We start from the raw sequence: 13928 nt of genomic DNA, 5'->3' as shown, positions 1-13928 counted from the left end.
AGGTGCGCCCATTGCGCTTCAGCTTTTGGGAAAGCGTTGTTGCAGCCGTTGCCAGTTCGGCGCGTCTGTGGCGTCCTGGCTTGCCACTACGCAGGCGGCCACGCGGTTGGCCAGGCTGACTGCCTGCGGCAGTGGCCAGCCGGCGGAGAGACCGGCCAACAGACCGGCGCAGTGGGCGTCGTCGGCACCGAGAGTATCTGCAACCTGGGCCTGAGATGCGGCAACGTTCAGCGGCGGATTACGGCCATCGCAAATCCATGCGCCTTCCCCCTCCAGCCGGCATATCAGCGTAATATTGTGCGCGGCGGCAAAGCGTTGTGCGGCGGTGAGCACGTCGTCTTCGCCACACAGCGTTGTTGCCTGGTTGCGATTGAGCGTCAGTACCGTGTCGCTGTCGCTGAGCATGGCGAAGAAATCCGCATCCAGCAGGCCAACCCGCGAGCCGGGATCGATCAGGCGCCATTGGTCGAACGGCAGCCGTGTCAGCCAGTCGCGCAGCGCTTCACCGCTCTCGCCCGTCAGTTCGTCGCCATGAATGTAGATCAGCGTTTCAGGCGTCAACGGCAGCGTGGCGAGCTGGGCCTTGTTCCACTGGGTTTCGCAGCCCGGCACCCTGACAAAGGTGCGCTTGCCGCAGGGTTCCAACTGCGTAAGACGCTGGCCGTTATCCCTCTGGCCGTGGCGCAGCAGCACCGGCAGACCGAGTTCATTCATGGCGGCCTCAATCATCGCGCCCCATTCGCCATTGCCTACCGGCATGCCATTGACCACCGGTGCCTGCAGGCGGCTTAGCGCGCGCGCCACGTTAAATGCACTGCCGCCAATTCGCCGCTGTTGCTCCAGATCGATTTCTCCGATTGCGCTGCCCAGCACCAGAACCGGTTTTACTGCTAAAAGCTCATTCATTTTGTCCTCCGCTGCCGGCCATCGGGCCGGACAGATAGGCTATGATGACGGCGCAAACGCCCGGAGTCGAGGGGCAAGCGGTTGGCGATGTGACTAATGTGTGAAATAACCATGCTCTTTTTGCCACTAGTGCGTATAATCGCCGCCCGGCGATTAATTAACCTGTGAAAGAGCACCAGAATGAGCACGACCAGCCTGATCCAACCCGACCGTGAATTGTTTTCCTATAAGCCTTATTGGGCTGAATGTTTTGGCACCGCGCCGTTTTTACCGATGTCGCGCGAAGAGATGGATCAACTGGGCTGGGACAGCTGCGATGTGATCATTATCAGTGGTGACGCCTATGTCGATCACCCGAGTTTTGGCATGGCGATCATCGGCCGCATGCTGGAAGCGCAGGGCTTCCGCGTGGGCATTATTGCGCAGCCGGACTGGAGCAATAAAGACGACTTTATGCGCCTGGGCAAACCGAACCTGTTCTTCGGTATCACCGCCGGCAACATGGACTCGATGATCAACCGCTACACCGCCGATCGCAAACTGCGCCACGACGATGCCTATACCGCCGGCAACGTGGGCGGCAAACGCCCGGATCGTGCGACGCTGGTGTACAGCCAGCGCTGCAAAGAAGCTTATAAAGACGTGCCGATCGTGCTGGGCGGTATCGAAGCCAGTCTGCGTCGCATCGCGCATTACGATTACTGGTCGGATACCGTGCGCCGTTCGGTGCTGGTGGATTCCAAAGCCGATATGCTGATCTACGGCAACGGCGAGCGTCCGCTGGTGGAAGTGGCGCACCGCCTTGCCGCCGGTGAAAAAATCAGCGAGATCCACGATATCCGCAACACGGCGGTGATGCGTAAAGGCGCGCTGCCGGGCTGGACCGGCGTGGATTCCACCCGTCTGGACAAGCCGGGCCGCATTGAGCCGATCCCCAACCCTTACGGCGAGGATCTGCCGTGCGCCGACGGCGGTACGCCGGAGCCGGAAGCCAAGCCGGTCACCGTGCGCGCCGCCAAGCCAAAGCCGTGGGAAAAAACCTACGTGCTGCTGCCGTCCTTCGAAAAAGTGAAGGCCGACAAAGTGCTGTATGCGCACACCTCGCGAATTCTGCACCATGAAACCAACCCAGGCTGCGCCCGTGCGCTGATGCAATCGCATGGCGACCGTTATGTGTGGATCAACCCGCCGGCAATCCCGCTGACCACGCCGGAAATGGACAGCGTGTTTGCCCTGCCATACCAGCGTATTCCGCATCCGTCCTACGGCAAGGAAACCATTCCGGCCTACGACATGATCCGCTTCTCGGTCAATATCATGCGCGGTTGCTACGGCGGCTGTTCGTTCTGTTCGATCACCGAGCATGAAGGGCGCATCATCCAGAGCCGTTCGGAAGATTCGATCATTCGTGAAATCGAAGAGATCCGCGACAAGGTGCCGGGCTTTACCGGCGTGATATCCGATCTGGGTGGCCCGACCGCCAACATGTACATGCTGCGCTGCACCAACCCGCGCGCCGAGCAGACCTGCCGCCGCGCCTCGTGCGTCTATCCGGAAATCTGCACCTACATGGACACCAACCACGAGCCGACCATCAACCTGTATCGCCGCGCGCGTTCGCTGGAGGGCGTCAAGAAGATCCTGATCGCTTCCGGTGTCCGTTATGACCTGGCGGTGGAAGATCCGCGCTACATCAAAGAACTGGCAACCCACCACGTCGGCGGCTATCTGAAGATCGCCCCGGAACACACCGAGGAAGGGCCGCTGTCGAAAATGATGAAACCGGGCATGGGCAGCTACGATCGGTTCAAACAGCTGTTCGACCATTATTCGAAGTTGGCGGGCAAAGAGCAGTATCTGATCCCGTATTTTATCTCTTCGCATCCGGGTACTCGCGATGAGGACATGGTGAATCTGGCGCTGTGGTTGAAGAAAAACCGTTTCCGCCTCGATCAGGTGCAGAACTTCTATCCTTCACCGATGGCCAACTCCACCACCATGTATTACACCGGCAAGAACCCGTTGAGCAAGGTGGGGTATAAGTCGGAAGATGTGGTAGTGCCGCGCGGCGATCGTCAGCGCCGTCTGCACAAGGCGCTGTTGCGCTATCACGACCCGGCTAACTGGGCGATGATCCGCACCGCGCTGGAAGAAATGGGCATGAAGCACCTGATCGGCAGCCGCCGCGAGTGTCTGGTGCCTGCGCCAAGCATCGACGAGCAGCGCGAAGCGAAACGCCTGCAGCGTCATACTCGCCCGGCGCTGACCAAGCATACCGACATTACCCGGCAGCGTACGCCGTCGAACAAGCCGCCGCGCAAACCTATCCGCAACGGTAAGCCGTAACGGCCCGAGTCAGGCGCTTAAACGAAAGGAGAACCCCCGGGTTCTCCTTTTTTGCTTTTGAAAATCACAATTGTTCGTAGGCCGCTTCCACCTTCATCAAATGGCGCGGCGCCTGCGGAGCGGGATGATATTTGCGCACATGCCAGTTAAAGGCTTCCGGCGACAGAGTGTTAATCATCGAGATGGCTTGCTCGCGGTTGCTGGAAAAGGTCCGTAACAGCGCGCCTGTGCCGTTTACGTAGGCGATAATGGTGGCGTAACGCAGAGTCACTGGATCGTAGATCCCTCTAAGCTGCTGTTTTTGCAACACGGCCAGATAGGCAGCGCCGAGATCGATGTTGGTATCGGGATCCAGTAGATCGTCTTCGTCCGGGCAGCCGCGTTTCCCTTTGTAGCGATAGGCATCGCAGCCGGCGGTATCGGCTTTCAACTGCATTAAACCGATGGCGTTGGACTTACTGACCGCCTCTGGGTTAAAGCCGGATTCTACCTTAATCATCGCGGCGATCAGTTTTTGGTCGACGCCGTATTTATCGGCGGCATCTTCGATCGCGTCGTCGTAGGCGTGAGGATTGTAACTGACGCGGTGCTTTTTGCCGGCGCAGCCTGCCAATACCAGCATCGCGCAGACGATGCCCAGGCGTGACCACTGCCGTAGAGAAAATTTCATGGTGCTCCGTGCTTTAGTTGAGTGGGGGGTAACCTCAGGTGCGTCATGATAGCGTCAGCCGGGTAAAAGATCTTTAGCAAAAAAATGGCTGTTTTCCTGGGCTCCATGATGATGAATTCATCGCCGGCGACAATTCTGGATCTTCCTCACATAACCCGATTAAATGATGAAACCGGTTACTGAAACCGGTTGCTGTTTTTTCAGGTTTACCACCATACTCATTTCTCAACTGAATCATTTGTACGCAATTAGCTTCAGGAGATCGGATGAAAAAGATATTTCTTTGCTGTGCTGCCGGCATGTCGACCAGCATGGTGGTGAGTAAAATGAAAAAGTCTGCCGAACAGCAGGGAATTGAGGTGGATATTATTGCCGTAGGTATAGAGGAATTCGAATCTACGCTGGCTAATTACCAATGCTGCCTGCTGGGGCCACAAATCAAATATAAGCTGGCCGATTTTAAAAAGATCGCCGATCGGGAAAATAAACCGATTGCGGTTATTAACAGCATGGATTACGGCATGATGCGCGGCGATAAGATTTTGGCCGAAGCATTAGCGATGATCGCATGACACCGAGAGAACCAGGGCCGCGCCACTCCTGTTGTACCTGGCTTCCCGGCCCCGGTTGAGCCGTTTTTTGCTCCATTACTCAGAAACGTCCCGAGGGTTGAACCATGAGTATCAGCCAGGCCGCATTCAATTTCATCGAAAACCGCATCAGCCCGATTGCCGGTAAATTATCGACCCAGCGCCATATTATGGCGATCCGCGACGGTTTTATTTCCGCCATGCCGTTCATGATCGTCGGCTCATTTTTACTGGTCTTCGCCTATCCGCCTTTTGCCGCCGACAGCAGTTGGGGAATAGCCCAATGGTGGCTGAATGCTGCGGAAAAACATCAGGTCGCCATTCTTACCCCGTTTAATATGACGATGGGCATTATGTCGATCTATATTACCGCCGCCATCGCCTACAATCTGGCGCAGAGTTATAAGCTCGATCCCTTTATGGCGGCGATGCTGGCGCTGATGTCTTTTTTACTGGTCGCCGCGCCGCAAACCGAGAAGGTGCTGCCGACTGCCGCGTTGGGCGGCGTGGGGATCTTCACCGCCATTCTGGTGGCGGTCTACACCACCGAGCTGATCCGTTTCCTTAAAGTGCGCAATATCGGTATCTCGCTGCCGGAGCAGGTGCCGGCCAAAATCAAGCAGTCGTTCGATCTGCTGATCCCGATCCTGGCGGTGGTGATCACGTTGTATCCTCTCAGCCTGCTGGTGCAACACCAGTTTGGCCTGCTGTTGCCGCAGGCGATCATGGCGTTGTTCCAGCCGCTGATTTCCGCCGCCGACTCGTTGCCGGCGATCCTGCTGGCGGTACTGATCGGCCATCTGCTGTGGTTCGCCGGGATTCACGGCGCGGTGATTGTCTCCGGCATGCTGCAGGCGTTCTGGCTGACCAATTTGGGCATCAACCAGGATATGCTCGCGGCCGGCCAGCCGCTGCCGCACATTTTTATGGAAGCCTTCTGGACCTTCTTTATCGTGATTGGCGGCTCCGGCGCCACCTTTGGGCTGGTGCTGCTTTATCTGCGCAGCCGTTCGGCACACCTGCGGTCGATCGGCAAGCTGAGTCTGGTGCCGAGCTGTTTCAACATCAACGAACCTGTGATCTTCGGCACGCCGATCGTGATGAATCCCACCTTCTTTATCCCGTTCATCACCGCGCCGATCGTCAATTCGATCATCGCGTATGCGGCGGTGAAACTGGATCTGATCGGCCGGGTGATCTCGGTGGTGCCCTGGACTGCACCGGCGCCGATTGGCGCAGCCTGGGCCACCGGCTGGGACTACCGCGCAGCGCTGCTGGTGCTGCTGCTGGCGGCGGTATCGGCGCTGATCTACTACCCGTTCTTCAAAGTTTATGAGCAGCAACTGCTGGATCAGGAAGTAAGTGACGCGGATCCGATTGAACAAACGCAAGGAGTGACCGAATGATCGACATGGAAACGGCGGTAATGGAGCTGATTATCAATGCCGGCGAGGCGCGCAGCTGCGCCATGCAGGCGCTGTATGCGGCGCGCAAGTACCAGTGGGATCAGGTGGATATTCTGCTGGCGGAATCGCAGCTGGCGGCGAAGCGCGCCCACGCGACCCAGACTGAGCTGATCGGCTTTGACGAGGGGGAAGGCAAACTGCCGGTCAACCTGATCATGGTACACGCGCAGGACCACATCATGAACGCCATGCTGGCGCGCGATTTGGTGGAAGAGCTGGTCAGAATTTATCGATTGCTGGAACAAAACGGAGTGCAAAACGCATGAGCGTATTTCCAAAGGATTTCCTCTGGGGCGCGGCGACCGCGTCTTATCAGGTTGAGGGCGGCCATGATGCCGACGGCAAGGGCCTGTCCAACTGGGATCTGTTTTCCCATCTGCCCGGCACTACCTTTCAGGGCACCAACGGCGACGTGGCGGTCGATCACTATCATCGCTTCCGGGAAGACGTGGCGCTGATGGCCGAACTGGGCATGCAAACCTATAGATTTTCGATCTCCTGGCCGCGGCTGTTGCCTCAGGGGCGGGGAGAGGTGAACGAAGCCGGGATCCGCTTCTACAGCGAACTTATCGACGAACTGCTGAAGCACAATATCAAACCTATGATCACCCTTTATCACTGGGATCTGCCGCAGGCTTTGCAGGAACAGTTCGGCGGCTGGGAATCGCGTGAGATCGTCGACGCCTTCGATGAATACGCCCGCCTGTGCTATCAGCGCTTTGGCGACCGCGTCGAGCTGTGGTCAACCTTCAACGAAACCATCGTGTTTATCGGCATGGGTTACATTACCGGCGCACATCCGCCCAGGCTGACCGATCCGAAAAAGGGCATTCAGGCCTGCCACCACGTGTTTCTGGCCAATGCGCGGGCGGTAAAAAGCTTCCGCGAAATGGGGATCGACGGGCAGATCGGTTTCGTCAACGTGCTGCAACCTAACGATCCGATCAGCGATTCGCCGCAGGATCGGCGCGCCTGCGAGATTGCCGAAGGGATCTTCACCCACTGGCTGTACGATCCGGTGCTGAAGGGCGAATACCCGGCGGAGCTGCTGGCGATGGCGCAGCAGGCGTTTGGCGTGCCGTATTTCGCGCCGGGTGACGAAGAACTGCTCAAGCAGAACATCGTCGATTTTATCGGCCTGAATTACTACAAGCGCGAGATGGTGGCGCATAACGACGACGTGGACGGCTATGCCATCAACACCAGCGGCCAGAAGGGCAGCGGGCGTGAACTGGGCTTTAAGGGGCTGTTCAAACTGGTGCGCAACCCGAACGGCGTTTACACCGATTGGGACTGGGAGGTTTACCCGCAGGGGCTGACCGACGCCATTGGCCGCATCGTCAAACGCTACGGCAATATTCCCCTCTACATCACCGAGAACGGGCTGGGGGCCAAGGATCCGATTGTCGACGGCGAAGTGCGCGATCAACCGCGCATTGATTATCTGCGCGATCATATTCAGGCGATCGGCGCGGCGATCGAACAGGGGGCCGACGTGCGCGGCTATTACCCTTGGTCGTTTATCGATCTGCTTTCCTGGCTCAACGGCTATCAGAAGCAATACGGTTTCGTCTATGTCGATCATAACGACAATCTGGCGCGCAAGAAGAAGCAGAGCTTTGGCTGGTATCAGCGGGTGATCGCCACCAACGGCGAGCAGCTATAGCGGGGAAATAAAATGGCCCTCTCCTTGGGAGAGGGCCGGGCAACATTACAAAGAATCCGGATCCGGCCCCAGGCGATTGCCGATATCCAGTTTGGCTATCTCGCTCAGTTCGTCTTTATCCAGTTTAAAATCAAACACCTCGAAGTTTTCACGGATGCGCGATGGCGTGACCGATTTCGGGATCACGATCAGGCCGCTGTCCAGGTGCCAGCGCACCACGATCTGCGCCGGGGTCTTCTCGTATTTATCCGCCAGATGTTTGATCACCTGTTGGTCAAATACCCCTTCGCCACCCTGTGCCAGCGGGCTCCAGGACTCGGTGGCGATATGATGGGTGGCATTCCAGGCGCGCAGCTGACGCTGTTGCAGCAGCGGGTGCAGCTCGATCTGATTGATTACCGGCGCGATGCTGGTTTCATCCAGCAGACGCTGCAGATGCGGAATGTGGAAGTTGCACACGCCGATGCTCTTGATCAGCCCCTGTTCGCGCAGCTTGATCAGCCCACGCCAGGCGTCGACATACTGATCCTGCTGCGGTTTTGGCCAGTGGATCAGATACAGATCGACATAGTCCAGTTTGAGCTTTTCCAGGCTGGTTTCCAGCGCGGCCTGCGGATCGCCCTGATCGTCGTTCCACAGTTTGGTGGTAATGAACAATTGCTCGCGCGGTACCGAGGCCGATTGCAGCGCGGCGCCGACCCCTTCCTCGTTCTTGTAGATCGCAGCGGTATCAATCGAGCGATAACCAATTTCCAGCGCTTTGGTCACTGCATTGGTGGTCTCTGAAATACTCGCCTGCCAAACGCCGAGACCCAACTGCGGCATCAGATTACCATCGTGGAGTTTGATGATGGGTTGTTGCGTTGTCATGCGCGTCTCCTTGTGAACTGATTGCCCGGCACAGCATGCGCCGGAAAGCGGCTATAAATAAATTCTAGTTGGCAAACCGGGGTGGTGCTGAGTTTGCTAACCAAATTTCAGCGGTTGCGGCACGGTCTGGTACAGGTCATGTTTTTCTCCCATTAGATTAACGAGACGAGGTCATGCGATGCGATCGGCAGCGCAGATAAAGCGCTGAACTGCGCCCGGTGATCGGTCGGGCGCAGGGTGCAGAAACGATAAACAGAAACTAAAGCCTAGCAGGAAATCGCCGGTTTGCGATTAACGCGCCGCTTCATAAATGCGTTGGCTGACTTCCAGGGTGATGTCCTGGTGTTCGCCCAATGCGGTCATGCCGTGCTGATGCAGCTTGTCGAGCAGCGCCGGGATCGAGCTGCCGTCGAGTTGGTAATCCGCCATGCGGGTCGGCACGCCCATTTGCTCGAAGAAGGCGCGGGTGGCGGCGATGGCGCCGTCGATACGGCTGTCTTCGCTGCCGTCGCGCAGGCCCCAAACGCGGTCAGCGTATTGCAGCAGTTTTTCGCGCTTCTGCGCTTTTTTCTCGGTCAACAGGGCCGGCAGAACGATCGCCAGCGTCTGTGCGTGGTCCAGATCGTGCATTGCGGTCAGCTCGTGGCCCAGCATGTGGGTCGCCCAGTCCTGCGGCACGCCGGCGCCGATCAGGCCGTTCAACGCCATGGTGGCGCTCCACATCACGTTAGCGCGGACTCCGTAGTTTTCCGGCTCGGCCAGCGCGCGCGGGCCGTCTTCCAGCAGCGTCAACAGCAGGCCTTCGGCAAAACGGTCCTGCACTTTGGCGTTGACCGGGTAAGTCAGGTATTGCTCAAGGGTGTGCACAAAGGCATCTACCACGCCGTTGGCGATCTGGCGCGGCGGCAGCGAGTAGGTCACTACCGGATCCAACACCGCGAACAGCGGCTGCACGTGCGGCGAGAAGAAGTGTTGCTTGTCGCCGCTGCTTTTGCGGGTGATCACCGCACCGCTGTTGGATTCAGAACCGGTAGCCGGCAGCGTCAGCACGCAACCCATTGGCACCGCACCGGTGATCTGGCTGCCGACGGTTTTCAGAATGTGCCACGGATCGCTGTCCGCCTGGTAATGCGCCGCTGCGGCAATGAACTTGGTGCCGTCAACCACGGAACCGCCACCGACCGCCAGCAGGAAATCGATGTTTTCCGCGCGTACCACTTCGACCGCTTTCATCAGCGTTTCGTAGGTTGGGTTAGGCTCGATGCCGGAGAACTCCTGCACGTTACGGCCGGCCAGCGCGGCATAAACCTGATCCAGCACACCGTTTTTCTTCACGCTGCCGCCACCGTAGGTGATCAGGATGCGTGCGTCCGCAGGGATCTGCTGTGCCAGGCCGGCAATTTGGTCCTGGCCGAACAGGATTTTGGTTGGGGTATGAAGGATAAAGTTTTGCATGGGGTCATTTCTCTTCTGCATGGGGAAAGCGCCGGCGGCGCAAAAATATCTGATGCGTATTGTCAGTAACTTAGCCTCGCAGCACAATGCACATTCCTGTGCAAGTCTTGCCTATTCCTACAAAGCATTGTAGAAAAATAGAGTTTTAAACTATTATTTATGCCGAATTGTTCTGAGTGTAAGAGGGTGTTTCAGTGACGGAAATCGATGAACTGCGCTGCCGCATGGCGCGCCAGGCCGCGCGCTTTGCCGAGGGTAACGGCTATACGCCGTCGCCGGTGCCGCGGGTCAAGATCCTGTACGTCGATCGCTACTGCCCGCGTCAACCGGTGATGTATGAACCTGGGGTGGTGATCGTTTTTCAGGGACACAAGGTCGGTTATTGCGGCAACAAGGTGTTCCAGTACGATCCGCGCAACTATCTGCTGATGTCGGTGCCGCTGCCGTTCGAGTGCGAAACCTTTGCCAGCCCTGAGCAGCCGTTGGTAGGGCTGGCGGTCAATATCGATACCCAGATGCTGCAGGATCTGTTGATCGACATCGGCGATGACGACTATCTGATGCAGCCGCGCCGGGAAAGCAGCGGGGTGAATCTGGCTACGCTGTCGGAAGAGATGCTGTGCGCCACCGAGCGCCTGCTGGACGTGATGGCCAAACCGCTGGACGCCCGGGTGCTGGGGCCGCAGATCGTGCGTGAAATCCTCTATCACGTGCTGCGCGGGTCCTGCGGGGCATCGTTGCAGGAGCTGGTCAACCGCCATACGCATTTTAGCCAGATCGCCAAGGCGCTGCGGCGTATCGAGAACCAGTATGCGGAAAGCCTCAACGTGGAGCAGCTGGCGGGTGAGGTCAATATGAGCATCTCGGCGTTTCACCATAACTTCAAGGCGGTAACCAACACCTCGCCGCTGCAATATGTGAAATCTTATCGGCTGCACAAGGCGCGTTTATTGATGGTGCACGACGGCCTGAAGGCCAGCACCGCGGCGATCCGCGTCGGCTACGAGAGCGCCTCGCAGTTCAGCCGCGAATTCAAACGTTTCTTTGGCGTGACGCCGAGCGATGAAATTGCCCGGCTGCGCGACAGCCCACTCGGTTAACGTCGGCTGCCTGCCGCCGGGCAGCGCTTTACGGCGTCAGTACGATTTTGCCGAAGGCCCCACGGTCGAGATGATCGAGCGCCTGCGGCAGTTGATCGAAGCGGTAAACCCGGTCGATCACCGGCTGCAGCCCCAAGGTATCCACGGCGCGCACCAGATCTTCCAGCGCGCGGCGATGGCCGACGCCAATTCCTTGAATCACCGGCGATTTCAGCAGCAGCGGGACGACGGGGGCCGAAACCTCGAAACCTTCCAGCGCGCCGATCACCGAGATGCGCCCGTGAACCGCCACGGCGCGCAGCGAGTTGCCGAGGTTAGGGCCGCCAACGGTGTCAACTATATGGTCGATACCCTGGTCTTGCGTCAGTTCATACACGGCGTCCACCCAGTCGCCGTTCAGACGGTTAATGCCGTGATCGGCACCCAGCGCTTTGGCGCGCGCCAGTTTTTCATCGCTGGCGGAGGTGACGTACACCTCCGCGCCGTGCGCCTTGGCTATCTGTAGCGCGAACAGCGCCACGCCGCCGGTGCCTTGCACCAACACCGATTCGCCGGCGTGCAGGCGGCCTTGTTCCACCAGAGCGAACCATGCGGTCAGCCCGGCGCACGGAAGGGTGCTGGCCTGTACGTCGTCCAGCGAGGCGGGTGCTGCGGCCAGCCAGTCTTCGTGCAGCACCACGTATTGCGCCAGCATACCCTGATAAAAACCGCCAAGGGTGCGGTAGGGCGGTGTGCGCGCATCACCGTGCGGCTTCTGTCGACCGTCGATCCAACCGGGGCTGAAGGTGGAAATGACCCGTTCCCCGGGCTGGAAGCGGCTGACGCCTGCGCCGATGGCGTCCACCTCTCCGGCCATGTCGGAAGCCGGGATAAAAGGCTGCGGCAATGTCTGCCCCATGCCGGTTTCTATCACCATCTTGTCGCGGTAGTTCAGCGATACCGCCTTCACTTTCACCCTGATCTCGTGCGGCCCCGGCTGCGGGATGGCGCTTTCGGTCAGTTGCAGATGTTGGCGCCCCAGGGCGGCCATTGTCCAGCGTTGCATTGTGTCAGTCATGATTCACTCCAAAGTCGGCAATAAGTAGACCTGTCGATATTATCGTTGATTGATATTCGCCAGTGGCGATAAGATTTCCTTTGATTGTTTCTTTAAGAGATACAAACCATGACCGATCGGTTGAACGGCATTTCGGTATTTGTCACCGCAGTGGGGGCGGGGAGCTTTGCGCTGGCCGCCAACCGGCTGCATCTTTCGCGCTCGGCGGTGGGGAAGACCATCGCCAGACTGGAACAGCGGCTAAGTGTGCGCCTGTTCCACCGCACGACCCGCAGCCTGAGCCTGACCGACGACGGGGCGCTGTTCTACGAACGCTGCCTGCGGGCGCTGGAGGAGATCCGCACGGCGGAAACGCTGCTGGAGTCGGGCAAACGAGAAGTCAGCGGCAGGCTAAGGGTAACGATGCCGGTGCTGTTTGGCCGCATCTGCATCGCGCCGTTGCTGACCGAACTGGCGCGCGAACACCCTGGGCTGGAGCTGGAGCTGTCGTTTAACGATCGCGTCGTGGATTTGATTGAGGACGGTTTTGATCTGGCAATCCGCAACGGCGAGTTGGGCAACAGCAGCGGGCTGGTGGCACGGCGACTCGGTAACCATCGCATGGCGCTTTGCGCCGCACCGGCTTACTTGCAGCGCCGCGGTGAACCGCAGAACATTGAACAACTGGCGCAGCACGACGCGGTGGCTTATGTGCGTGCCGGCGTGGTGCGTAACTGGTTGATCCCCGAAGCGGACGGCGTGACGCGGGAGATGATGCCGGGCACCCGTCTGCAGATGGATGATCTGCAGGCGATAGTGGATGCGGCGGTTGCCGGGTTCGGCATTGCCTGGCTGCCGTGTTGGCTGGTGCGCGGGCAACTGATTAAAGGTGAACTGGTGCGGGTTATGCGGGATAGGCCAGGGCTGTTTTTTGACGCTCATGCGGTGTGGCCGCAGACGCCGCATCTGCCGTTGAAGGTGCGGCTGGCGGTGGATCTGTTGGCGAGCAAGTTGCCCGCCAATATGGAATTGATCGAAGCGAAGCCTGTCGGCTAGGCGGAAGCGCGTTTTTTGCGCCAGATAACCAGCATGGCGCCCAGTAAGCCCACCAACAGCAGCAGCAGCGGCAAGAGCATCAGCCCGGTCATCACCTGGCTTTCGTAGCGTTTCACCAGCGGGATCTGGCTGAAAGCGTAGCCGAGGCTGATCAGAGTGCCGACCCAAACTGCCGCGCTTAACCAGTTAAACAGATGAAAACGCGTGCTGTTCAGCCCTGAGATGCCGGCTATGGTCGGCAGCAGGGTGCGAACGAAGCCGAGGAAGCGGCCGATCATCAGGGCCATCAGGCCGTGACGGTTAAACAGGTTGTGCGCGCGTTGGTGGTACTGGGCGGGCAGTTGCAGCAGCCAGCCTTTCACCAGACTGGTATGCCCCAACCAGCGGCCCTGCAAGTAGCTGAGCCAGCAGCCGAGGCTGGCGGCGAGGGTCAGAATAATCAGCGTGGGGACAAAAGCCATCACGCCTTTGGCGATCAATGCGCCGGATAACAGCAGCAGGCTGTCGCCGGGCAGGAAGGAGGCTGGCAGTAATCCATTTTCAAGGAACAAAGTGGTGAAAAGCACGGCATAAACCACCCAAATTACGCTTGGGTCGGCAAGGGCAATGAAGTCCTGCTGCCAAAGCGCATGAACAATCTCTCGTAATACATCCATTTTAAGTCCTGTTGCATGCCGGTTGCGCCCGGGGCCCCCTTCTCCAGGAGGTGATGTTGACCGTATCTGACCATTACTCGCGTAGTGTACTGCTAATAGCTTAAGCACACA

At 58.5% G+C, this 13928-nt stretch carries 13 protein-coding genes; 7 read left to right on the top strand and 6 right to left on the bottom strand.

Features of this window, described 5'->3' with window-relative positions:
• Positions 1 to 18 precede the first annotated feature (18 nt).
• Positions 19 to 906 carry a PfkB family carbohydrate kinase gene (locus ACTJJ1_RS17660; protein ID WP_440834695.1) on the bottom strand — a complete coding sequence of 296 codons (888 nt, stop codon included), beginning with the start codon at positions 904 to 906 and terminating at the stop codon, positions 19 to 21.
• A gap of 180 nt (positions 907 to 1086) precedes the next feature.
• On the opposite strand from ACTJJ1_RS17660, the gene ACTJJ1_RS17655 reads away from it, so the two are divergent.
• Positions 1087 to 3252 (top strand): YgiQ family radical SAM protein, encoded by a 2166-nt coding sequence (locus tag ACTJJ1_RS17655; RefSeq protein WP_004948258.1) that lies wholly within the window; start codon positions 1087 to 1089, stop codon positions 3250 to 3252.
• Positions 3253 to 3316: 64 nt separating this feature from the next.
• On the opposite strand, the gene ACTJJ1_RS17650 is transcribed toward ACTJJ1_RS17655, so the two are convergent.
• Complete coding sequence (locus tag ACTJJ1_RS17650) at positions 3317 to 3922, bottom strand: transglycosylase SLT domain-containing protein (RefSeq protein ID WP_004948255.1); 606 nt, start codon at positions 3920 to 3922, stop codon at positions 3317 to 3319.
• A gap of 266 nt (positions 3923 to 4188) precedes the next feature.
• Between ACTJJ1_RS17650 and ACTJJ1_RS17645 the strand changes: the two genes are divergently transcribed.
• The 4 genes from ACTJJ1_RS17645 (at position 4189) to ACTJJ1_RS17630 (ending at position 7644) form a co-directional block, all read left to right on the top strand.
• Positions 4189 to 4494 carry a PTS sugar transporter subunit IIB gene (locus ACTJJ1_RS17645; RefSeq protein WP_004948253.1) on the top strand — a complete coding sequence of 102 codons (306 nt, stop codon included), beginning with the start codon at positions 4189 to 4191 and terminating at the stop codon, positions 4492 to 4494.
• Between the two features lie 104 nt (positions 4495 to 4598).
• A complete protein-coding gene (locus ACTJJ1_RS17640; RefSeq protein WP_440834692.1) occupies positions 4599 to 5918 on the top strand; it encodes a PTS sugar transporter subunit IIC in 1320 nt (439 codons plus the stop codon).
• The gene (locus ACTJJ1_RS17635) at positions 5915 to 6244 is read left to right on the top strand and encodes a PTS lactose/cellobiose transporter subunit IIA (protein WP_004948247.1); all 330 of its coding nucleotides are present in this window, start codon (positions 5915 to 5917) and stop codon (positions 6242 to 6244) included. Before ACTJJ1_RS17640 ends, ACTJJ1_RS17635 begins: the two co-directional genes overlap by 4 nt.
• On the top strand, positions 6241 to 7644 hold the full coding sequence (locus ACTJJ1_RS17630) for a GH1 family beta-glucosidase (RefSeq protein WP_409443669.1): 1404 nt from the start codon (positions 6241 to 6243) through the stop codon (positions 7642 to 7644). The genes ACTJJ1_RS17635 and ACTJJ1_RS17630 overlap by 4 nt, the downstream gene beginning before the upstream one ends.
• Before the next feature lie 45 nt (positions 7645 to 7689).
• Here ACTJJ1_RS17630 and dkgA read toward each other — a convergent pair whose 3' ends face one another.
• Together dkgA and yqhD are read right to left on the bottom strand one after the other, a co-directional pair.
• On the bottom strand, positions 7690 to 8514 hold the full coding sequence (gene dkgA, locus ACTJJ1_RS17625; RefSeq protein WP_004948241.1) for a 2,5-didehydrogluconate reductase DkgA: 825 nt from the start codon (positions 8512 to 8514) through the stop codon (positions 7690 to 7692).
• A 291-nt stretch (positions 8515 to 8805) separates the two neighbouring features.
• Positions 8806 to 9969, bottom strand: coding sequence for an alcohol dehydrogenase (gene yqhD, locus ACTJJ1_RS17620; RefSeq protein ID WP_020439826.1), 1164 nt, complete (start codon positions 9967 to 9969; stop codon positions 8806 to 8808).
• Between the two features lie 194 nt (positions 9970 to 10163).
• On the opposite strand from yqhD, the gene ACTJJ1_RS17615 reads away from it, so the two are divergent.
• Complete coding sequence (locus ACTJJ1_RS17615; protein ID WP_122289375.1) at positions 10164 to 11069, top strand: AraC family transcriptional regulator; 906 nt, start codon at positions 10164 to 10166, stop codon at positions 11067 to 11069.
• 28 nt (positions 11070 to 11097) lie between these two features.
• Here ACTJJ1_RS17615 and ACTJJ1_RS17610 read toward each other — a convergent pair whose 3' ends face one another.
• Positions 11098 to 12126: a zinc-dependent alcohol dehydrogenase family protein gene (locus ACTJJ1_RS17610; RefSeq protein ID WP_004948230.1), complete on the bottom strand. Its 1029-nt coding sequence runs from the start codon at positions 12124 to 12126 to the stop codon at positions 11098 to 11100.
• A gap of 108 nt (positions 12127 to 12234) precedes the next feature.
• On the opposite strand from ACTJJ1_RS17610, the gene ACTJJ1_RS17605 reads away from it, so the two are divergent.
• Positions 12235 to 13161: a LysR family transcriptional regulator gene (locus tag ACTJJ1_RS17605; protein WP_004948229.1), complete on the top strand. Its 927-nt coding sequence runs from the start codon at positions 12235 to 12237 to the stop codon at positions 13159 to 13161.
• Here the strand turns inward: ACTJJ1_RS17605 and ACTJJ1_RS17600 are convergent.
• Positions 13158 to 13817 (bottom strand): DedA family protein, encoded by a 660-nt coding sequence (locus ACTJJ1_RS17600; RefSeq protein WP_440834688.1) that lies wholly within the window; start codon positions 13815 to 13817, stop codon positions 13158 to 13160. The genes ACTJJ1_RS17605 and ACTJJ1_RS17600 overlap by 4 nt on opposite strands.
• Positions 13818 to 13928 lie beyond the last annotated feature (111 nt).

The sequence above is a fragment of the Serratia sp. 22264 genome (genome assembly GCF_052045345.1).
GTDB lineage: Bacteria > Pseudomonadota > Gammaproteobacteria > Enterobacterales > Enterobacteriaceae > Serratia > Serratia plymuthica.
This window is presented reverse-complemented; position numbering and strand designations above follow the sequence as displayed.